The organism is Streptomyces albospinus, assembly GCF_014648695.1.
GTDB classification, from domain to species: domain Bacteria; phylum Actinomycetota; class Actinomycetes; order Streptomycetales; family Streptomycetaceae; genus Streptomyces; species Streptomyces albospinus.
The window spans coordinates 66,906-87,410 of the sequence record NZ_BMRP01000026.1 but is presented as its reverse complement, the minus strand read 5'-3'; the positions used below and the strand labels follow the sequence as shown (position 1 = coordinate 87,410).

The 20,505-nt window shown below is 72.9% G+C and carries 18 protein-coding genes, 1 rRNA gene and 1 pseudogene; 10 read left to right on the top strand and 10 right to left on the bottom strand.

Annotated elements, in window-relative coordinates; translation table 11 throughout:
- Window positions 1–151: 151 nt before the first annotated feature.
- From rrf to IEZ17_RS41800, 3 genes and pseudogenes are all read left to right on the top strand, one after another.
- A 5S ribosomal RNA gene (gene rrf, locus IEZ17_RS28750) occupies window positions 152–268 on the top strand.
- Between the two features lie 92 nt (window positions 269–360).
- A pseudogene (locus IEZ17_RS43005) lies at window positions 361–1,437 on the top strand (hypothetical protein); the annotation flags it as partial.
- A gap of 99 nt (window positions 1,438–1,536) precedes the next feature.
- Window positions 1,537–2,268, top strand: a complete 732-nt coding sequence (locus IEZ17_RS41800) for a tetratricopeptide repeat protein (protein ID WP_194505907.1) — start codon at window positions 1,537–1,539, stop codon at window positions 2,266–2,268.
- A gap of 85 nt (window positions 2,269–2,353) precedes the next feature.
- Here IEZ17_RS41800 and IEZ17_RS28740 read toward each other — a convergent pair whose 3' ends face one another.
- The 5 genes from IEZ17_RS28740 to IEZ17_RS28720 form a co-directional block, all read right to left on the bottom strand.
- On the bottom strand, window positions 2,354–4,195 hold the full coding sequence (locus tag IEZ17_RS28740; RefSeq protein ID WP_189305120.1) for an IucA/IucC family protein: 1,842 nt from the start codon (window positions 4,193–4,195) through the stop codon (window positions 2,354–2,356).
- Window positions 4,195–4,761, bottom strand: a complete 567-nt coding sequence (locus IEZ17_RS28735) for a GNAT family N-acetyltransferase (RefSeq protein ID WP_189305118.1) — start codon at window positions 4,759–4,761, stop codon at window positions 4,195–4,197. Before IEZ17_RS28735 ends, IEZ17_RS28740 begins: the two co-directional genes overlap by 1 nt.
- Window positions 4,758–6,083, bottom strand: a complete 1,326-nt coding sequence (locus tag IEZ17_RS28730) for a lysine N(6)-hydroxylase/L-ornithine N(5)-oxygenase family protein (protein WP_189305116.1) — start codon at window positions 6,081–6,083, stop codon at window positions 4,758–4,760. The genes IEZ17_RS28735 and IEZ17_RS28730 overlap by 4 nt, the downstream gene beginning before the upstream one ends.
- Window positions 6,084–6,121: 38 nt before the next feature.
- Window positions 6,122–7,654 carry a pyridoxal phosphate-dependent decarboxylase family protein gene (locus tag IEZ17_RS28725; protein WP_189305114.1) on the bottom strand — a complete coding sequence of 511 codons (1,533 nt, stop codon included), beginning with the start codon at window positions 7,652–7,654 and terminating at the stop codon, window positions 6,122–6,124.
- A gap of 167 nt (window positions 7,655–7,821) precedes the next feature.
- Complete coding sequence (locus IEZ17_RS28720; protein ID WP_189305112.1) at window positions 7,822–9,087, bottom strand: DUF1015 family protein; 1,266 nt, start codon at window positions 9,085–9,087, stop codon at window positions 7,822–7,824.
- A 175-nt stretch (window positions 9,088–9,262) separates the two neighbouring features.
- Here IEZ17_RS28720 and IEZ17_RS28715 point away from each other — a divergent pair, with 175 nt between their 5' ends.
- A complete protein-coding gene (locus IEZ17_RS28715) occupies window positions 9,263–10,312 on the top strand; it encodes an HAD-IIA family hydrolase (RefSeq protein ID WP_373299971.1) in 1,050 nt (349 codons plus the stop codon).
- Window positions 10,313–10,364: 52 nt separating this feature from the next.
- On the opposite strand, the gene IEZ17_RS28710 is transcribed toward IEZ17_RS28715, so the two are convergent.
- Entirely contained in the window at window positions 10,365–11,261 is an 897-nt protein-coding gene (locus tag IEZ17_RS28710; protein WP_189305110.1) for a siderophore-interacting protein, read from the bottom strand.
- Window positions 11,262–11,331: 70 nt separating this feature from the next.
- Entirely contained in the window at window positions 11,332–12,360 is a 1,029-nt protein-coding gene (locus tag IEZ17_RS28705) for an ABC transporter substrate-binding protein (protein WP_189305107.1), read from the bottom strand.
- A gap of 117 nt (window positions 12,361–12,477) precedes the next feature.
- Between IEZ17_RS28705 and IEZ17_RS28700 the strand changes: the two genes are divergently transcribed.
- The 3 genes from IEZ17_RS28700 (at window position 12,478) to IEZ17_RS28690 (ending at window position 15,549) form a co-directional block, all read left to right on the top strand.
- Window positions 12,478–13,527 (top strand): FecCD family ABC transporter permease, encoded by a 1,050-nt coding sequence (locus IEZ17_RS28700; RefSeq protein ID WP_189305105.1) that lies wholly within the window; start codon window positions 12,478–12,480, stop codon window positions 13,525–13,527.
- Between the two features lie 2 nt (window positions 13,528–13,529).
- Complete coding sequence (locus IEZ17_RS28695) at window positions 13,530–14,624, top strand: FecCD family ABC transporter permease (protein ID WP_189305143.1); 1,095 nt, start codon at window positions 13,530–13,532, stop codon at window positions 14,622–14,624.
- 100 nt (window positions 14,625–14,724) lie between these two features.
- Window positions 14,725–15,549, top strand: coding sequence for an ABC transporter ATP-binding protein (locus IEZ17_RS28690; protein WP_189305103.1), 825 nt, complete (start codon window positions 14,725–14,727; stop codon window positions 15,547–15,549).
- Here the strand turns inward: IEZ17_RS28690 and IEZ17_RS28685 are convergent.
- Window positions 15,533–15,880, bottom strand: coding sequence for an SCP2 sterol-binding domain-containing protein (locus IEZ17_RS28685; protein WP_189305101.1), 348 nt, complete (start codon window positions 15,878–15,880; stop codon window positions 15,533–15,535). The genes IEZ17_RS28690 and IEZ17_RS28685 overlap by 17 nt on opposite strands.
- A gap of 50 nt (window positions 15,881–15,930) precedes the next feature.
- On the opposite strand from IEZ17_RS28685, the gene IEZ17_RS28680 reads away from it, so the two are divergent.
- From IEZ17_RS28680 to IEZ17_RS28670, 3 genes are read left to right on the top strand one after another with little or no spacing between them, the layout of a single operon-like run.
- Window positions 15,931–16,242, top strand: coding sequence for a hypothetical protein (locus IEZ17_RS28680; protein WP_189305100.1), 312 nt, complete (start codon window positions 15,931–15,933; stop codon window positions 16,240–16,242).
- Between the two features lie 7 nt (window positions 16,243–16,249).
- Complete coding sequence (locus IEZ17_RS28675) at window positions 16,250–17,065, top strand: TlyA family RNA methyltransferase (RefSeq protein WP_159504554.1); 816 nt, start codon at window positions 16,250–16,252, stop codon at window positions 17,063–17,065.
- Window positions 17,062–18,003, top strand: a complete 942-nt coding sequence (locus IEZ17_RS28670) for an NAD kinase (protein ID WP_229852748.1) — start codon at window positions 17,062–17,064, stop codon at window positions 18,001–18,003. The genes IEZ17_RS28675 and IEZ17_RS28670 overlap by 4 nt, the downstream gene beginning before the upstream one ends.
- Before the next feature lie 165 nt (window positions 18,004–18,168).
- Here IEZ17_RS28670 and IEZ17_RS28665 read toward each other — a convergent pair whose 3' ends face one another.
- Together IEZ17_RS28665 and IEZ17_RS43000 are read right to left on the bottom strand one after the other, a co-directional pair.
- Window positions 18,169–19,662, bottom strand: coding sequence for a S41 family peptidase (locus tag IEZ17_RS28665; RefSeq protein ID WP_189305098.1), 1,494 nt, complete (start codon window positions 19,660–19,662; stop codon window positions 18,169–18,171).
- A 90-nt stretch (window positions 19,663–19,752) separates the two neighbouring features.
- Window positions 19,753–20,505: FtsX-like permease family protein (locus IEZ17_RS43000; RefSeq protein ID WP_229852747.1), on the bottom strand; the 753-nt coding region annotated here is incomplete at its 5' end.

The following is a 20,505-nucleotide window of genomic DNA, read 5'->3' as shown; positions in this document are numbered from 1 at the left end:
GGAGTTGACTGGTACTAATAGGCCGAGGGCTTGTCCTCAGTTGCTCGCGTCCACTGTGTGGTTCCCGGGTTGCGAACAGTCGCAATGTCGGTTGAACCAGTTCCACTTCTTCAATTAAAAAGTGTGCTTGTTCGCTAGAACCCGAATGGGTTTCGGTGGTTATTGCGTTAGGGAAACGCCCGGTTACATTTCGAACCCGGAAGCTAAGCCTTTCAGCGCCGATGGTACTGCAGGGGGGACCCTGTGGGAGAGTAGGACGCCGCCGAACAATCTTTCAAGGACCCTTGGTCCCAGCGTTCACGCTGGGACCAAGGGTCCTTTTGCTTTGCCGAAGCGCGCCGAAGTGGTCGGTGCGTGAGAATGAATGCAGTGCCGAAGACAGGAGTCACGTCGATGTCCACCAACTCTTCCGACGATCGTTCGGAGCGCCGGCCGAGGCGTGACGACGGTGACCGTGGTGGTTTCCGGCGTGATGACCGTGGCCCGCGGCGCGACAGCCGGGACAACCGCGGTGGTGAGCGCGGGGGTTACCGCGGCGGGGACCGCGAGCGCGGTGGGTTCCGTGGGGATGACCGGGGTCCGCGTCGGGATGACGTGCGGGGCGGTGAGCGCGGTGGTTTCCGGCGCGACGACCGCGGTGACCGTGGCGAGCGGGGCGGGTTCCGTAGGGACGACCGTGGGCCGCGTCGGGACGATGACCGCGGTGGGTACCGTCGGGACGACCGGGCGCCGCGTCGCGATGACGAGCGCGGTGGGCACCGGGGTGGATTCCGGCGCGACGAGCGATCGTTCGGCGGTGAGCGGGGCGGTGAGCGCGGTGGTTTCCGGCGGGACGACCGTGGGCCGCGGCGTGATGACGAGCGTGGTGGGTTCCGCAGGGACGATCGCGGGCCGCGTCGGGACGATGACCGCGGTGGGTACCGTAGGGACGACCGCGGTGACCGTGGCGAGCGGGGCGGGTTCCGTAGGGACGACCGTGGGCCGCGTCGGGACGATGACCGCGGTGGGTTCCGTCGGGACGACCGGGCGCCGCGTCGCGATGATGACCGTGGTGGGTTCCGTGGGGATGACCGGGGTCCGCGTCGGGATGACGTGCGGGGCGGTGAGCGCGGTGGGTTCCGGCGGGACGACCGCGGTGACCGTGGCGAGCGGGGCGGGTTCCGTAGGGACGACCGTGGGCCGCGTCGGGACGATGACCGCGGTGGGTTCCGTCGGGACGACCGGGCGCCGCGTCGCGATGATGACCGTGGTGGGTTCCGCAGGGACGATCGCGGGCCGCGGCGTGATGACGAGCGCGGTGGGTTCCGCAGGGACGATCGCGGGCCGCGGCGTGATGACGAGCGTGGTGGGTACCGTCGGGACGACCGGGGGCCGCGGCGTGATGACGAGCGCGGTGGGCACCGGGGTGGTTTCCGGCGGGATGACGAGCGGGGTGGGCGTCGGCCCTATGGGGGCGGGCGCGGTCGCGACGACCGTCGGGACGGGCGCCGGGACGACCGCCGGGACGAGCGGCGGGACCGGGAGCCGATCAAGCGGCTGCCGATTCCGGACGACGTCACCGGTGAGGAGATCGACAAGGACGTGCGGCAGGAGCTGCTGAGCCTGCCCAAGACGCTGGCCGGGGATGTCGCCAGGAATCTGGTGATGGTCGCGAAGCTGCTGGACGAGGACCCGGAGAAGGCGTACGGGTACTCGCGGGTGGCGCTGCGGCTGGCGTCCCGGGTTGCCGCGGTGCGTGAGGCCGCAGGCTTCGCGGCGTACGCGGTCGGTAAGTACAGCGAGGCGCTGGCGGAGTTCCGGGCGGCGCGGCGGATGACCGGCAGCGTGGAGCTGTGGCCCGTCATGGCGGACTGCGAGCGTGGGCTCGGGCGGCCGGAGAAGGCGCTGGCGATGGCCGGTGAGCCCGAGGTGCAGAAGCTGGACCGGGCCGGGCAGGTGGAGATGCGGCTGGTCGCGGCCGGTGCGCGCCGGGACATGGGGCAGGCGGAGGCCGCGGTGGTGACGTTGCAGAGCCCCGAGCTGGCGTCGAGCGCCGTGCACCCGTGGACGGCTCGGCTGCGCTACGCGTATGCGGACGCGCTGCTGGAGGTCGGGCGTGCGGACGAGGCGCGGGACTGGTTCGCCAGGGCGCTGGAGGCCGATCAGGCCGGCACGACGGATGCTTCGGACCGGCTCGCGGAGCTGGACGGGGTGCAGTTCACGGATGTGCTGGAGGAGTCCGAGGACGAGGCGGAGCCCGGTTCGGCCGAGGGGCCCGAGAAGGGCTGATGGATAGGCATGGATAGCCAGTGATGGCGGAGAAGGGCGGGATCCCGGTGGGGATCCCGCCCTTCTGCGTTGGGGTGCGGGGGCGTCAGGGCGCGTAGGGGGCTAGGGGGTTGCGGAGGGTGCCGATGAGCTGGAGGGCGCCGGCGGGGTCCTGAAGGTCGACCATCTGCTGGTTGTCGCGCAGCTGGAGGCGGTTGAGGCAGGACAGGGCGAACTCGGGGGTGAAGATGTCGTATTGCGCGAACTTGTCGGCGAGGTGGGGGTGTGCCGAGCGGTAGTCGGTGATGCACTCGGCGACGGTGCGCCAGAAGGTGTCCTCGTCGAGGACGTCGTGGTCGGCGAGGGTGCCGGACAGGAAGCGGAAGAAGCAGTCGAAGACGTCGGTGAAGACGGAGAGGAGCTTCTTGTCCTCGGGGACGTCGGCGCGGATGCGCTCGACGGTGGGCGGCAGGACCGCGTCGGCGGACATCACGGCGATCTCCTCGGCGATGTCCTTGAAGATCACCCGGGCGACCGCGCCGTCTTCGATGACCAGGATGGCGTTCTCACCGTGCGGCATGAAGACCAGGTCGTAGGCGTAGAAGGCGTGCAGGACCGGGGTGAGGTAGCCGTCGAGGTAGCGGCGGAGCCAGGTGGCGGGGGCGAGGCCGGATTCCTCGACGAGGGCGGCGGCGAAGGAGTCGCCGTCCCGGTCCAGATGGAGGAGGGATGCCATGGTGGCGAGCCGCTGGTGCGGTTCGAGGGTGGGGACGGGGCTTTCGCGCCAGAGGGCGGCGAGCATCTTGCGGTAGGGGGAGCCCTTGTCGGTGGCGGCCTCGTACTGGCGGTGGTGGTAGCCGATGGCGGCGCGCTCGCGGATGATCGAGAAGCGGGCGGCCTTGAAGGTGTCGTCGGCGTCGATCAGGCGGGCGAGCCAGTCGTTGATGGCGGGGGTGGCCTCCATGTAGGAGGCGGAGAGGCCGCGCATGAAGCCCATGTTGAGGACCGAGAGGGCGGTCTTGACGTAGTGCTTTCCGGGGCTGGTGGTGTTGAAGAAGGTGCGGATGGACTGCTGGGCGAGGTAGTGGTCGTCGCCGGGGCCGAGGCAGACCAGGCGCTGGGTGGCGACCTCGGGGGCGAAGGTGACGGAGAGCTTGTTCCACCACTGCCAGGGGTGGGTGGGGAAGAAGTAGTAGTCGTCGGGGTCGAGGCCGAGGTCGGTGAGGGTGGCCGCGAAGCGGTTGCGGGTGGGCTCGGGCAGTTCGTCGCGCAGCAGGGTCTCGTAGTCGAGGCCGGCGCCGGCGGTGAAGGTGGTGTGGTCGCGGTGGGCGGCGAGCCAGATGAGCTGGAGGGGGGCGGCGGCTTCGGGGGCGTAGGAGTGGTACTCGTGGATGCCGAAGCCGAGGCGGCCGTTGTTGGCGACGAAGCAGGGGTGCCCCTCGGTCATCCCGGTCTCGACGGCCTGGAAGCCGGACGCGGCGAGTTCGGCGGCGGTGGGGGCGTCGCCGGCGAGCTTGTAGGCGGTGCCGGAGAGGGTGGAGCTGATCTCCTCCAGGTAGACCGGGAGGACGGTGGGGGAAAGACCCAGGGAGCCGTGCAGCTCGGTGATGAAGTCCAGGGCGTCCAGGGGGAGTTCGGCGTCCGTGCCGTCGCGGTGGCGGGTGATGCCGGCGGGGTCGATCTGCCAGTGGTCGAGGGCCTGTCTGCGGGCCGTGAAGCGGTATTCGGTGCGTCCGTCGTCGCTGCGTACGGCGTAGTGGCCGTCCTGCGGCAGGCGCCGGGGGGTGAGCAGCCGTTCGTGGGCGAACTCGGCGAGGGCCTTGCGGATCAGGGCGCGGTTGGCGCGGTCCCAGAGGGCGGGGGTGAGGTGGGCGACGGCGTCCTGGGCGGGGAGCTGCGGGGTGCCGTGGGCGGCGGCGGTCGGCTGCGGGGTGGTGGGGGTGGGCATTAGCAGGCTCCTCGGGTGGCCAGGAACTGGTCGCGGGTGCAGATGCTGAGGTAGGCGTCTTTGGAGGGGAGGGAGACGGTGCGGACGACCTCGAAGCCGACGGCCTTGTTGAGGGCGTGCACGGCGGTGTTGCGGGTGTCGGGCTCGACGACGACGCGGTGGGTGTCCGGGTCGGCGAAGAGCATCTCCATGACGGTGGTGATGACCGCGCGGGTGAAGCCGTGGACGGGGCTGCCGGTGGGGGCGGTGAGGAAGTGCATCCCGATGTCGCCGGGTCGGGCGGCGTGGATGCCGACGAGCTCCCGGTGGGCGGGGTCGTAGCGCTCGATGAGGAAGGCCGGGGTGCCGTTGTGCAGGCCGAGGAAGGCGTCGTGGTGGGGGTCGGCGGCGATCCGCCGGAACTCCTTCTCGACGGTGGCCGGATCGCAGTCCTGCATCAGCCAGAAGGCGGCCTTGGGGTCGGTGACCCAGCGGTGCAGCAGCGGGGTGTCGGCGGCCGGGTCGACCGGGCGTACGGAGAACTCCCCGAGCGCGGGATCGGTGCGGGTGAAGACGGCGGCGCTCATGCGGGGATCTCCGTGGGGAGGTGCGGGGTGGCCGGGGCGGCGAACTCCTGGAAGGCGATGGCCTTTTCGACCGGGTAGTACTCGCGGCCGAGCAGCTCGCGGATGATGCAGGAGTTGCGGTACGCGGCCATGCCGAGGTCGGGGGTGACGAAGCCGTGGGTGTGCAGTTCGGCGTTCTGCACGTAGATGCCGCGGCCGGTGGTGTCGATGCTGTAGTTGCGGGCGACGTCGTAGCGGCCCTGGGCGTCCCAGGTGATGCGGTCGCGGACCGGGGTGAGGAAGTCCGGTACGCGGTAGCGGTAGCCGGTGGCGAGGATCAGGCCCTGGGTGTCGAGGGTGAAGTCCTGGCCCTGCTCCTCCTGGCGCAGGCCGAGGGTGTAGGTGCCGGTGGCCGCGTCGTAACGCGCGGTGTTCAGCGCGGTGTTGGTGAGCAGGCGGGTGCGGACCGGGCCGGCCAGGTTCTTCTGGTAGAGGAGGTCGAAGATGTCGTTGACGAGCTCGGAGTCGATGCCCTTGTAGAGGTGCTTCTGGGTGGCGTGGAGACGGTCGCGGGTGGCCGGGGGGAGGGCGTGGAAGTAGTCCACGTACTCCGGTGAGGTCATCTCCAGGGTGAGCTTGGTGTATTCGAGGGGGAAGAAGCGGGGGGAGCGGGTGGCCCAGGTCAGGTGGTAGCCGTGGCTGTCGATGTCCTGGAGGAGGTCGTGGTAGATCTCGGCGGCGCTCTGGCCGCTGCCGACGAGGGTGATGCTCTTCTTGGCCTGGAGGGCGGGTTTGGCGTCCAGGTAGTCGGTGTTGTGCAGCAGGTCGCCGCCCAGGCCGCGGCAGGCGTCGGGGATGTACGGCGGGGTGCCGGTGCCGAGGACGAGCCTGCGGGCGCGGAAGGTGTGGCGTTCGCCCTGGTGGTCGGCGTGGACGACGTAGAGTTCCGCGCTCTCGTCGTATTCCACGGTGGTGACCTCGTGGCCGAAGCGGATGGTGTCGAGCTTGCCGGCGGCCCAGCGGCAGTAGTCGTTGAACTCGGCGCGCAGCGGATAGAAGTTCTCGCGGATGTAGAAGGAGTACATCCGGCCCGATTCCTTCAGGTAGTTGAGGAAGGAGAAGGGCGAGGTGGGGTCGGCGAGGGTGACCAGGTCGGCCATGAAGGGCACCTGGAGGTGGCTGCTGTCGAGCATCATGCCGGGGTGCCAGTCGAAGGCCGGCTTGTTGTCCAGGAACAGGCCGTTGAGTCCGTCGATCGGCTCGGTCAGGCAGGCGAGGCCGAGGTTGAAGGGGCCGAGGCCGATGCCGACGACGTCGTAAGGGGCATCGTGAGGGGCGGTCACGAGGGTCTCCGTGAGGGGGTGGTCGGTCGTGGAGGGGGTCAGCGGGCGCTGAGGGCCGGCCGGGGCCGGGCGGCGAGGTAGCGGCCGGCGTGCTCGGCGATCAGGTCGAGGACGGTGGCGATGTCGTCGAGCGTGGTCTCGGGGTTGAGCAGGGTGAACTTGAGGTGGTGCCGGCCGTCGACCTTGGTGCCCGCGACGATCGCGTCACCGGAGGCGAAGAGGGCTTCCCGGGCGTGCAGATTGACCCGGTCGCTCAGCTCGGGGTCCGGGTCGTCGGCGGGGACGTAGCGGAAGACGAGCGTGCTCAGCTGCGGTGCGACGACGACGTCGAAGCGCGGGTCGTCGTGCAGCAGTTTCCAGGCGTCCGCGGCCCGGTCGATGACCTCGTCGAAGAGTTCGCCGACGGCCTCGGCGCCCATGATGCGCAGGGTGAGCCAGAGTTTGAGGGCGTCGAACCGGCGGGTGGTCTGGAGCGACTTGTCGACCTGGTTGGGGATGCGCTGCTCGGCCATCCGGCGCGGGTTGAGGTAGTCCGCGTGGTAGGTGACGTGCCGGAGGGTGGTGCGGTCGCGGACCAGGACGGCGCTCGAACTGACCGGCTGGAAGAAGGACTTGTGGTAGTCGACGGTGACCGAGTCGGCGCGTTCGATGCCGGTGAGCAGCTCGCGGCGGCGGGAGACCAGCAGTCCGCAGCCGTATGCGGCGTCGACGTGCATCCAGGCGCCGTGGCGGGCGGCCAGTTCGGCGATCTCGGGGAGCGGGTCGATGGAGCCGAAGTCGGTGGTGCCGGCGGTCGCGACGACCGCCATGGGTATCAGGCCCTCGCGCCGGCAGCGCTCCAGTTCGGCGGCGAGGGCGGTGGTGCGCATCCGCCGGTGCTCGTCGGTCGGTACGGCGATGACGGCTTCCGCGCCGAGGCCCAGGAGGGTGGCGGATTTGCGGATGCTGAAGTGGCCGGCGGCGGAGGCGAGGATGCGGAGCCGGGGGAGGAGGCCGGCGAGCCGGGTGTCGTCCGGGGTGGTGGTGCGGGCCAGTTCGCGGCGGCAGGTCTCGTCCCGGGCCAGCAGCATCGCCTGGAGGTTGGACTGGCTGCCGCCGCTGGTGAAGATGCCGTCGGCCGCTTCGCCGAGGCCGATCCGGCGGGCGGTCCAGTCGATCAGCCGGCGTTCGATGAGGGTGCCGCCGGCGCTCTGGTCCCAGGTGTCCAGGGAGGAGTTGACGGCGGAGAGGACCGCTTCGCCGACGAGGGCGGGGATCACCACGGGGCAGTTGAGGTGCGCGAGGTAGCGCGGGTGGTGGAAGTACACGGCGTCGCGGAGGTAGACCTCTTCGAGCTCGTCGAGGGCGGCGGCCGGGTCGTGCAGGGGGGTGTCGAGGTCGACGGCGTCGACCGCGGGGGTGAGGCCGTCGACGGAGATGCCGGTGAACGGGCGGTCGGTGGCGGCGATCCGGCCGCTGATCCGGGCGACGCCGTCGGTGACGGCGGTGCGGTAGCGGTCGGCGGTGCTGTTGTTGAGCAGATACGTCCGGCTGTCGGCCGGGTCCTCGGCGGGGTGCGCGAGGAGACTCATGAAGTGCCCTCCCAGGTGCGGAGTTGACCACGTCCCGTGCAGGGCAGAGGTGTGCACAGGGGCAGGGCGACCCACCCGATGACGTAGTGAGGTAAGCCTAACCTAACTAAACCGTCGGGTGGGTATGGGGTGTCCTGGGCGGTCTGACCGGGGTCGTTCGGTTCGTGTCAGTCCGTATCGTCGTTCAGCGTGCGCAGCACCAGTCCGGTGGCCGGCTTGGGGCCGAAGGACGTCGACTTGCGCGGCATCGTCACGCCGCACTGGGCGAGTTGGCGGACCGTCTCCTCGGACGTGGCACGCATCAGGACGGCCGTGCCGCCGTGCCGGGCGGCCTGCTCGACGGCGTCCGCGGTGCGGTGCAGATAGCTGATGTCCGAGGGGTGGTCGGGGATCCGCCAGATTTCGTCGAACAGGACGGAGTGCAGCACGGTCGCGTCCAGCCGCCGCCACGCCTCGGGCCGGTCGCTGCGGATCGCCCGGTCGAGCAGCGCGGGGGCGGGCCGGTCGAGGAGGTGGAAGTCGTCCGGGCCGCCGGAGAGGACGAAGGCGCTGCCGGCCGTCTCCTCCAGCGCCTCCAGGGCGGCGGGCAGTTCGCCGGGCAGCCGGCGGACCCGGAACGCGCCGGTCACCTCCGCGAGCGCCTTGTCGAGCGGCAGGTGCGGCAGCACGCGGTGGATCGCGCGGACCTGGAGCGGATGGCGGGCGGTGTCGACGAGCAGCACCAGACCGGATGCCCAGGGGGACTCGGCGGTGGCGCCGGGCTGCTGGTCGTGGAGCCGCTGGTAGGTCGCCCAGCGGTGGTGGCCGTCGGCGATCAGCGCCTCCTGGTGGGACAGGTCCTCGTCGATGGCGGCCAGGTCGGCGGGGTCGGTGACCGCCCAGAGGCGGTGCGCGAAGCCGTCTTCGGTGGTGGTGGCGAGCAGCGGGGCGCCCTGGATCGTGCGCTCGATGACCGCGGTGGCGCCGGTCACGGTGCCCCGGCCGCGGTACGAGAGCAGCAGCGGCTCGAAGTTGGCGGCAGCGGCGCGCATCAGCGCGGCCCGGTCCTCGACCACCTCGGGGATCACGTCCTCGTGCGGCAACACCGGGCCGTCCAGGCGCAGCGCGCCGATCAGCCCGCGCTGGAGGACGTCGCCGGAGCGCTGCTCGTAGACGTAGAGGGCGGGCTCGGGGTCGCGGGTCAGGACGCCCTCGGCGCGCCAGCGGTGGAGGGTATCGGCGGCCTGGCGGTGGCGGGTGGTGGGGTCCGCGGCGTGCGGGAGGATCAGCCGGACGATGTTGTACGGATCGGAGGTTTCCAGCTCACGGACGCCGTCCGGCCGGACCACGACGTCGTAGGGCGGGGAGGTGACAGCGGTGAGGCTGCTGACCCGGTCCGGGGCATAGCGCAGTCCGCGGAACGGGAGGAGGCGGAGGCCGTCGGTACTGGTCATTGAAGAATGCTATGCCGCTCGGCGGGTGCGGGATGATCGGGGGAGCGGCCCCGAGTGGCCGGAAATATCGGTAGCCGCGCGACGGCGGACGGCGGGCCCGGTGGAGCCGGGCCGGCGCTTCGTACCGCGCGCCGGAGTCCTCCGTACGGCACGGGGGAGCAAGGAGCAGCACGGCATGGACGAGCGGATGGGTCAGGGACTCCGGCCCGAGGGGAGCCGGCGCGCGCTGAGCGCGGCGTACGACACGGCGCTGCTGGATCTGGACGGGGTGGTCTACGCCGGCGGGCAGGCCATCGCGCATGCCGTGGAGGCGCTGACCGCGGCGCGGGCGGGCGGGATGCACCTTGCGTATGTGACGAACAACGCGGCCCGGACGCCGCAGGCGGTCGCCGACCAGCTGGCCGGATTCGGCCTGCCGACGGAGGCGGAGGACGTGATCACCTCGGCGCAGGCGGTCGCCAGGCTGATCGCCGAGCAGGTGCCGGCCGGCGCCCGGGTGCTGGCCATCGGGGGCGAGGGGCTGCGGGTGGCGCTGCGCGAGCGCGGGCTGGAGCCGGTGGCGTCGGCGGACGACGATCCGGCGGCGGTGGTGCAGGGCTACGACCCGGGGCTGGACTGGGGGCAGTTGGCGGAGGCCGCGTACGCGGTGCAGCGCGGGGTGCCGTGGTTCGCGTCCAACACCGATCTGACGATCCCCAAGGAGCGCGGGATCGCGCCGGGCAACGGCGCGCTGGTCGAGGTGGTGCGGATCGCCGCGGGCGGTACGCCGCAGGTGGCGGGCAAGCCGCAGCCGCCGATGCACCGGGAGACGGTGCTGCGGACCGGCGCCGAGCGGCCGCTGGTGATCGGGGACCGGCTCGACACCGACATCGAGGGCGCCTGGAGGGGCGGGGTCGACTCGCTGCTGGTGCTGACCGGGGTGACGACGCCGGCGGAGCTGCTGGCGGCGCCGCTGCGGCACCGGCCGACGTATGTGGACGCGGATCTGCGCGGTGTGCTGGCGCCGCAGCCGGAGGTGGCGGCGGACGGCGACGGCTTCCGGTGCGGGGGCTGGCGGGCCGCGGCGTCCGGTGCCGGGGCCGGGGCCGGTGACACCCTCGTCCTGGACGGTGCGGGGGCGCCGCTGGACGGGCTGCGGGCGCTGTGCGCGGCGGCGTGGACGGCCGCGGGCGAGGGCGGCTGTGCGGCGGATGCCGGGAAGGCGCTGCGGCAGATCGGGATGTGAGGGGGCGCCGCCGGGCGGCGGGCCCCGCCGGGTGCGGCGGGGCCCGGGCCGCTCAGGCTGCCTGTCCGGTGTTACCGGCCGCCGCGGCGGTCAGCTCCGCGATGAGGTCCTCCTCGGTGGCGCCGCGCCGCCAGTAGCCGGTGAACTTGACGGCCCGGCGGTCGAATCCGCGCTCCCCGACGAGATGCCGGCGCACCGCCTTGACGGTGCCGGCCTCGCCGGCGATCCAGGCGTACGGCGTCCCGTCGGGCAGGTCGGCGGCGCGCAGCGCGTCCCGTAGGGGCTCGGTGTGCGCGGCCGTGGCCGGGTCCCGGACGAGCCAGGTGATGTCGGCGTCGGCGAAGGTCGGCAGCTGCTGCCGGTCGTCCTCGTGCCCGATCTCGATCCAGACCTTGGCGCGGGTGCCGGGGGAGAGCCAGGACAGGATTCCGGCGACGGCCGGCAGCGCCGTCTCGTCGCCGGTGAGCAGGATCCAGTCGGTGCCGGGCGGCGGCCGGAAGTCGACTCCGCCGTTGTCCTCGACGGCCGGGGCGAGGACGGTCAGCCGGTCGCCCGGCCGGGCGCGGGCGGCCCACCGGCCGGCCGGGCCGCCGGCCGCCGCCGCTTCGGGGCCGTCGGCGCCGTGCAGCGCGAAGTCCACGTCGAACTCGCCTGCCGCCGGGCGCTGTTCGCGGATGGTGTACGAGCGCATCACGGGCCGCTCGGCCGGGTCCTGGGCCCGCCAGGCGGTGTACCAGCCGTCGCCCATGTCGTCGAAGACCGGCACCGCCTGGTGGGGCTGCGGGAGGAACAGCTTGAAGCGCTGGTCCCGGCCGCCGGAGACCAGCCCGTCGAGCCGTTCGCCACCGAAGGTGATCCGGACCATGGACGTACTCAGCCGCCGGGCGCGGACGACATGGACGTCGAAGAAGCGGTACGGCGCGGCGGTGGGGGCGGCGGTCGTGGTCATACGGGAACCTCCCGGGACGATGCGGGGTGTGGCGTGCGTACGGGGTCGGTGAAGCGGGTGTGACGGGGCGTCAGTTGACCTTCCTGGCGCCCTCGATGGCCTTGGTGAGTGATTCCAGGAGCGGTGCGGCGCCCGCGTAGGAGTAGCGCGGCTCGCTGGACCAGGGGGTGATCTGACCGGCCTTGACCGCGGGGAGCTTGTTCCAGGCGGGCTTGGCGGCCAGGTCCTCGGGCTGGAGGGTGGCGGTGCGGTTGTCCAGCAGGAGCACGTCGGCCTGGTACTTGTCGGCGTTCTCCCAGCTGAGGCTCTCGAAGTAGCCGCCCTTGTCCAGGTGGTCCGGGACGATCAGGTCGACGCCGAGGGACTTGAAGTACATGAGGTCGGCGTTGATGCCCGGGTTGGAGGCGTAGAAGAGGTCGGCGCTGCCGGAGCAGGCGAGCACCTTGACCGGGTGCGCCTTGGCGGCCTTGCGCAGCGCCTCGGCGGCCTTCTCGAAGCGGGCCCTGGCGTCGGTGACCTTCTTGGCCTTCAGGTCCGCGCCGAGTGCCGCGGCGAGCTGCCCGTAGCGCGCGACGATCCGGTCCAGCGGCACCCGGGAGGAGGTGAGGGCCACGCTCGGGGCGAGCTTGGCGATCTTGTCCTTGCTGTCGTCCGGGACGAACCAGAGGGCGCCCGGCTCGTACATGTTGGTGACCAGCAGATCGGGGCTCAGGCCGGCGTACTTCTCGACGTTGAACTGGTTGTAGGCGTTGCCGAGGACGGTGACCTTGTCGACGTCGAGGTCGCCGGCCTGCGGGTCGGGCTTGCCGTCCTTGAGCTTGGTGGGCCCGAAGACGCCGACGATCCGGTCGGCGGCGCCGAAGTCGTGCAGCGCGGCGGCGGTGCCGGTGAACGCGACGATGCGCTGCGGGGTGTGGGGGAGGGAGACCTTCTGCCTGCGGTCGTCGGTGAAGGACCACGGGCCGCCCTCGGCACCGCCGTTGCCGCCCCCCGAACCCTTGCCCCCTCCGCAGGCGGCGAGCAGCGCGCCGATGCCGACGGCGCCGCCCGCGGCCAGGATGCCGCGGCGGGACGGGGTGACGCTTCGGGGGGTTCTCATGGTGTTTGTACTTCTCTCTCGACGGGGGCGACCGGATCGGCAGGGCGTACGGCGGTACGTCCGTACCGGAAGGGCCGGTTGATCACACGCTTGTGAGGGTAGGCTAACCTAACTAGCGTGTTGGTTGACAGTCCCCCCGCAGCAACAGCGGCCCCGGCCCCCGCGGCCCCCCGCCGGCGCCCCGTCATACGGTCGGCGGGGCTGCTCGCCTCCGTTGCCGGGCTCGCCGTGATCACCGTCCTCGGCATCGCCGTCGGCGCCAAACAGATCCCCCTCGACCAGGTGTGGCACGGGGTGTTCCACTACTCCGGCTCCGACACCGACGTCATCGTCCGCGACGTGCGGGTGCCCCGCACCCTCCTCGGGCTGCTGGCCGGCGCCGCCCTCGGCCTCGCCGGCACGGTCATGCAGGCGCTGACCCGCAACCCCCTCGCCGACCCCGGGGTCCTCGGCATCAACGCCGGCGCCTCGGCCGCCGTCGTCTCCGGCATCAGCTTTCTCGGCGTCACCTCGCTGACCGGCTATGTGTGGTTCGCGTTCGCCGGCGCCGCGGTGGTCTCGGTGGCGGTCCACGTCCTCGGCGGCACCCGCAACGCCACCCCCGTACGGCTCGCCCTCGCCGGCACCGCGCTCACCGCGGTCCTCACCGGCTACCTCAACGCCGTCAACCTGCTGGACAACGCGGCGCTGGACAAGATGCGCTTCTGGACGGTCGGTTCGCTGGCCGCCGCGACCATGCCGACGGTCACCGAGGTCGCGCCGTTCCTCGCGGCGGGCGCGGCCTTGGCGCTGCTGCTCGCCCGGCCGCTGAACGCCCTCGCGCTCGGCGACGACCAGGCGCGGGCGCTGGGCGCCCGGCTGACCCGCACCCGGGTGCTGGCGATGCTCGCGGTCACCCTGCTGTGCGGCGGGGCGACCGCCGCCTGCGGCCCGATCGCCTACGTCGGCCTGATGGTGCCGCACGCCGTACGGGCCGTCACCGGACCGGACATGCGCTGGATCCTGCCGTATTCGGCGGTGCTCTCGCCGGTGCTGCTGCTGGGCGCGGACGTGCTCGGCCGGGTCGTGGCCCGGCCCGGCGAACTCCAGGTCGGCATCGTCACGGCCGTCATCGGCGGCCCGGTCTTCATCTATCTCGTACGGCGTCGGAGGATGGCCCAGCTGTGAGTGTGCGTAGCGAGCGAACCAAGGTGCCGGCCGGGGCGCGGCCCACCCGGCGCATACGGGCGGTCCGCACCGTCAGCGGGCTCTCCGTCAGCGGGCTCTCCGTCCGGCTCGACGTCCGCGCCGCCCTCGCCGGACTGCTGCTGCTGGCCGTCGCCCTCGCCGCCGCCGTCGCGCTGGTCGGCTCCGGCGACTACCCGATGACGCCCTCCGAGGTGCTGAGCACCCTCACCGGCGGCGGCACCACCGGCCAGGAATTCATCGTGCAGGAACTCCGGCTGCCCCGGGTGCTGGTGGGGCTGCTGGTCGGCGCGGCCTTCGGCATCGCCGGGGCGGTCTTCCAGACCGTCTCCCGCAACCCGCTCGGCAGCCCGGACATGCTCGGTTTCGCCCAGGGCTCCTCGGTCGGCGCGCTGGTCGCCATCGTCTACTTCCACAGCGGGCCCTACGGCGTCGCCGCCGGCTCCGTCGTCGGCGGTGTGGCCACCGGCCTCGCCATCTTCCTGCTCGCCTGGAAGCGCGGCGTCCACGGCTACCGCTTCGTCCTCGTCGGCATCGGCGCCGCCGCGATGCTCTACGCCATCGTGCTCTACCTGCTGACCAAGGCGACCATCCACGAGGCGACCCGGGCCACCACCTGGATGACCGGATCGCTCAACGGCCGGGACTGGGACCAGGTCTGGCCGCTGGCCGCGGTCTGCGCCGTACTCGTCCCCCTGGTGCTCGGCTACGGACGCCCGCTGCGGATGCTGGAGATGGGCGACGACGCGGCGTCCGCCCTGGGCGTACGGGTCGAGCGGGTCCGGATCGTCGTGCTGCTGGCGGCCGTCGTGCTGGTCGCGGCCGGCACCGCGGCGGCCGGACCGATCTCCTTCGTGGCGCTCACCGCGCCCCAACTCGCCCGGCGGCTCACCCGGTCACCCGGCCCCAACCTGCTGCCCGCCGCCCTGATGGGCGCCGCCCTGCTGGTCGCCGCGGACCTCGCCGCGCAGGGGCTCTTCGGCGCCGACCAGCTGCCGGTGGGGGTGCTGACCGGAATCCTCGGCGGCGGCTATCTCGTGTGGCTGCTGTTCACCGAGCGGAAGGCGGGGCGGGTGTGAACCGGCCCGCCCCGGAGCACGCCGGCCGCCGCGCCCGGCAGCCGTGACCGCGACCACCGACACCAGCAGCGACACCCCCACCACCCCCAGGAGCCCCGAAGTGAGCCGTCTCACGGCCGAGAACGTCACCCTCGCCTACGACCAGCGGGTGATCGCCGAGAACCTCTCGGTCGCCATCCCCGACCACTCCTTCACCGTCATCGTCGGCCCGAACGCCTGCGGCAAGTCCACCCTGCTGCGCGCGCTGTCCCGGATGCTCAAGCCGGCCGCCGGATCGGTGCTGCTCGACGGCGCCGCGATCTCCTCGCTCCCGGCCAAGAAGGTCGCCAGGACGCTCGGGCTGCTGCCGCAGTCCTCGATCGCCCCCGACGGGATCACCGTCGCCGACCTCGTGGCCCGCGGGCGCTACCCGCACCAGGGCCTGCTGCGCCAGTGGTCGGCCGAGGACGAGCGGATCGTCCGGGAGTCGATGGCGGCGACCGGCGTCGGCGAACTCGCCGACCGCTACGTCGACGAACTCTCCGGCGGCCAGCGGCAGCGCGTCTGGATCGCCATGGCGCTGGCCCAGCAGACCCCGCTGTTCCTCCTCGACGAGCCGACGACCTACCTGGACATCCAGCACCAGATCGAGGTCCTGGACCTCTGCGCCGAACTGCACGAGGAGCAGGGGCGCACCCTCGTCGCGGTGCTCCACGACCTCAACCACGCGGCCCGCTACGCCACCCACCTCATCGCCATGAAGAACGGCGAGGTGATCGCCGAGGGCGCGCCGACCGACATCGTCACCGTCGACCTGGTCGAGCGGGTCTTCGGCATCGGCTGCCAGATCATCGACGACCCGGAGACCGGCACCCCGCTGGTCGTCCCGGCCGCCCGCCGGCCGCGCCGGGCCGCCGCTCCGGAGCCGGCTACAGCAGCGTCCTGAGCCGCAGCAGATCGCGCACCCCGGCCTCCAGCTTGACCCGGCCGCTGCCCCACGCCTTGGCGAAGTTGAGCCGGCCGTCGACCAGCGCGACGAGATCGTCCCCGGCCATGGTGAGCCGGATCTCGGCCTTGTCCGGCGGCGGGCCCGGGACGCTGGTGACGTCCCTGATGGTGCCGTCGGCCAGCCGCCCGACGAAGGTCGTGTCGAGATCCGTGATGCGGCAGCTGAGCGAACGGTCGAGCGCGGCGGCGCTGCGCACGTCGCCCTGTGCCGAGGACAGGTTCTGGGCCAGCCGGTCGAGCGCGGCGCGGCACTGGTCGAGGGTTGCCATCGCGCCCGACGATACGCCAGGCCGGGGGCGCCCGAGGTAGCGTCGGGGGCATGGAAGAGCCGACGTCCGGCCCGGAGCCGGAGGCACCCGGGATCCCGGCCGCACCCGAGTCAGCACAGGGGCCCGGCGAGCCGGCCGGACCCGCAGGGCCGCAGCCGCTCGGGGTCCCCGTGACCCCCACCGGCCGGCCCGCCGTCGACGCCGCGCTGCGGCGCCTCGCCGAGGCCGACCACCTCCCGGCGAGCGGCCATCTGGACATGTACGAGGATGTGCACCGTGGGCTGCGCGACGAGCTGGCCTCCCTGGACCAGCAGCCCGGGCCGCCCGCGCCTTCCGCGACGACGTACGACAACAGGAGCTGAACCACAGGTGGCAGGAGTGGCACGACGCCGACTCGACGCGGAGCTGGTGCGCCGCAAGCTGGCCCGCTCCCGGGAGCACGCGAGCCAGCTGATCGCCGCGGGCCGGGTGACCGTCGCCGGGGCGAGGGCGACCAAACCGGCCACCCAGGTGGAGACCAGCGCGGCCCTGGTCGTCCGCGCCGACGAGAACGACCCCGACTACGTCTCGCGCGGCGGCCACAAGCTCGCCGGCGCGTTCGCCGCCTTCGTCCCGCGCGGACTGCGGATCGAGGGCCGGCGGGCTCTGGACGCGGGCGCCTCGACCGGCGGCTTCACCGACGTCCTGCTGCGGGCCGGCGCCGGCCATGTCGTGGCCGTCGACGTCGGCTACGGGCAGCTCGCCTGGTCGCTCCAGAGCGACGACCGGGTCACCGTGAAGGACCGTACCAACGTACGCGAGTTGACGCTGGAGCAGATCGACGCGCAGCCCGTCGACCTCGTCGTCGGCGACCTCTCGTTCATCCCGCTGGGCCTCGTCCTGCCCGCGCTGGTCGGCTGCGCGGCGCCGGACGCGGACCTGGTGCTGATGGTCAAGCCGCAGTTCGAGGTCGGCAAGGAACGGCTGGGCAGCGGCGGAGTGGTGCGCAGCGCCCGGCTGCGGGCCGAGGCGGTGTGCGCGGTCGCGGACCGGGCGGCCGAGCTGGGGCTGGGCGTCCTCGGCGTGACCGCGAGCCCGTTGCCCGGACCGTCGGGCAATGTCGAGTACTTTCTGTGGCTGCGCGCCGGGGCGCCTGCACTCGACCCGGCGGATGTCGACCGTGCAGTGGCGGAGGGGCCCCGTTGACCACAACCCAGGCAGTTGAAGGCAGCGCAGCACAGGAGAACAGCCGTGCCGGGCGGACGGTGTTCCTGCTCGCGCACACCGGCCGCCCGGCTGCCATCCGCAGCGCCGAACTCGTCGTCCAAGGACTGCTGCGCAGCGGGATCGGGGTGCGGGTACTGGCGGAGGAGGCCGCGGATCTGCCGCTGCCGTCGTCGGTCGAGCGCGTCGAGTCCGAGCAGTGCGCCGCCGAGGGCTGCGAACTGCTGGTCGTCCTCGGCGGGGACGGCACGCTGCTGCGCGGCGCGGACTTCGCCCGGACGTCCGGGGTGCCGATGCTGGGCGTCAACCTCGGCCGGGTCGGCTTCCTCGCCGAGGCAGAGCGCGACGACCTCGACAAGGTCGTCGACCGGGTCGTCACCCGCGCCTACGAGGTCGAGGAGCGGATGACGCTGGACGTCCTGGTCCGCAACAACGGCACCGTCGTCCACACCGACTGGGCGCTCAACGAGGCGTCCGTGGAGAAGGCCGCCCGCGAGCGGATGCTGGAAGTTGTCACCGAGGTCGACGGCCGGCCCGTCTCCCGCTTCGGCGGCGACGGAGTGGTCTGCGCGACGCCGACCGGCTCGACCGCGTACGCCTTCTCGGCCGGCGGGCCGGTGGTCTGGCCCGAGGTCGAGGCGCTGCTGATGGTGCCGATCAGCGCCCATGCCCTGTTCGCCAAGCCGCTGGTCACCTCGCCGCGCTCGGTGCTCGCGGTCGAGGTGCAGCCCAAGACCCCGCACGGGGTGCTGTGGTGCGACGGCCGTCGGACCGTCGAACTCCCCGCCGGTGCCCGCGTCGAGGTCCGCCGCGGCGCCGTCCCGGTCCGCCTGGCGCGGCTGCACCACGCGTCGTTCACGGACCGCCTGGTCGCCAAGTTCGCCCTCCCGGTGGCGGGGTGGCGGGGGGCGCCGCACTAGGGCGCTTCTGATGGCTCTTGGTCGGCCTCCGGGCCGACCAGCCAACCCGGCACAAGTCGCCACGTGAGGCGCGGACGGCCCCACCGGAAGCACCCGCCCCAGCCGGCAACCGGTTTCAAGAGCCGTCAGAAACGCCCTGGTCCCCCGCCCCCTGGGCCCCTCGCGTCACCGGCCGCCGCCCGGAGCCCCGTGCGTCAGGAGCTCCCGGGCGCGGGTGAGGGCGGAGTCCCGCCCGGCGGCGAGTTCCGCTTCGGTGAAGACGGGGGTGGCGAGCGCAGGAGGGATGCCCGGGCCGTCGAAGGTGCGCCCGTCGGCGGTCAGGAACTCCTCGTTGGGCAGGCCGAAGGTCCAGCCGTTGGGGAGGCTGCGCTCCAGGATGTCGGAGAAGACGCCCTGGGTGTTCTCGCCGATCCGGGTGGGGGCGGGGGAGCGGCCCATCAGGGACTGGGTGAAGGTCTCCCCGGCGCTGATCGTCAGCCGTCCGGTGAGGACGGCCACCGGGCCGGTGTAGACCGGGCCCTGGTGCGGGCGGACCCGGATCGGCTCGGGAGCGGTGAACGCGCCCGGGTCGCGGGGGTCGTTGCGGGCCCGCTTGCGGTACGCGAGGTACGGGCGGGCGGTGAGCCGGGAGGCGATCCGCAGGCCGAGGGGGTCCGCGCCGCCGCCGTTGAGCCGCAGGTCGATGACCAGGCCGCGCAGGGCGGTGGGCCCCTGCGTACGGGCCGCGGTGAACACCGCGTCCAGCGCGCGGTCCAGCTCGGCGGTATCGGCGGCGTAGTCGTCCTTCTCGGTGTAGCCGGCGAACTGGGTGACCCGGAAGTAGCCGATCCGGCCCGGGAGATCGGCGTAGGAGAGCTTGCCCTGGGCCCAGCGCCGCTGCACGGTGCCGGGCCCGAGGTTCGCGGCGATCGCCCGGTCGATGCGGGCGGCGGTTTCCGGGGTGGGCAGCTCACTGCCGGCGAACCGCCGGCCGGGACCGGCCACGACGCGGGTGTGCGCGTCGTGCAGCGGCTCGATCATCTCGCGTAGCACCGCGAAGAGTTGGGCGTCGGTGGTGTGCGCGGTGATCCGGGGCCGGTAGCGGTCGCGGACCGCGGCCCAGTCGATCCCCTTCGCCCGGAAGAACGGGTAGTTCTCCGCGTAGGTCCGCCAGAAGACGTCGAAGACCGCCCGGGGGTCCCGGGACGGGCGCCGGCCGCACCGCTCGGGCAGTGCGCCGACCCGGTGCAGGGTGCGGCTGCCCACGTTGTCGTCGAAGGCCAGCCGGGCGCGGCCGGTGCCTGCGGGGGGGACGGTCAGCGGCGCCTGGTCGGGGACCGTGAAGCGGCTCGCGCCGGGTGCGTCGGGGGCGCCGGTCCGGGTGCCGGTGACGGAGCCGGGCAGGCAGCTGACGGCGGTGGTCTCGTAGGTCCGCAGCGCGCGGCCCTTGATGGTGACGAGGGTGCCGTAGCCGTCCGTCCGCCAGACGCCGTCCAGGGAGGGCGCCCGGTCGGCCGCCCCGGCCGCGCGGGCCGGGGCGGCCGGGGGCGCGCAGCCGGCGGCGGTGAGGGTGGCCAGGACGGTCACCGCGGCCAGCGAGGCGCTCAACAGGGCGGTGGCGCGGGGGCGTTGGGGGCGGCGGGGGCCGGGTGCCGACCGGTCCGGTGCCGGGGTGCTCATGGTGTGTACCTCGTGGGGGTCATGGGACGTACCTCGTGGGGGTGCGGAGGAGCAAGGAGCAAGGAGCAATACGGGGAGGCGCGGAGGGCGTCAGGCCGCGGCCAGGGTTTCCGTGGCGCGGCGGCGCAGCCCGAGGTGGACGGGCAGGCCGGTGGCGAGCAGCGCGAGCAGCAGGGTGCCGCCGGCGATCGCGGCGGCCGTCGGCCCGGGGACGTACGGCAGCGGGTCGCCGAACGCCTGCCGCAGCATCGGGGCGAGGGTGCCCAGCGCGATCGCGGTACCGAGGGCCAGCGCGGTGCCGGCGACCACGGCAGCCTCCCAGGCCGCCATCACCCGCACCTGGCGCGGCGTGGAGCCGACCAGCCGCAGCAGCGCCAGATCGCGGCGCCGCTCGGCGGTGATCATGGCCAGGGTGTTGCCGGCGGCGATGGCGGCGAAGCCCGCGTAGAGGCCGGTGCCGAGGTAGTCCAGCCACACCGCGCCGGCCGGGCCCGCGGATCCCGTCCGGTGGACTGCGGTGGTGTGCAGCGCGATCTTGGTGGTGCCGAACGCGACCACCAGCACCAGGGGTACGACGGCGGCGGAGAACCGGCGCGACTGGGAGGTGACGTTCCGCATCGCCAGTTCCGCCGCGCTGCCGAACCGGCCGATGAGCCGGGACACCAGCCAGGCGGCCGGGCCGACCAGCCGCGGCCCCAGCAGCCCCGTCCCGATGCAGAAGAGCAGCAGGACCAGGAACGCGCCCTGGCTCGCCCGGTCGGCGTCCTGCCCGGCGAGCAGCCGCGAGACGAGCACTCCGCCGGCCAGCGCGGCAAGCCCCAGCGGCAGCCGCAGCAGCCCCAG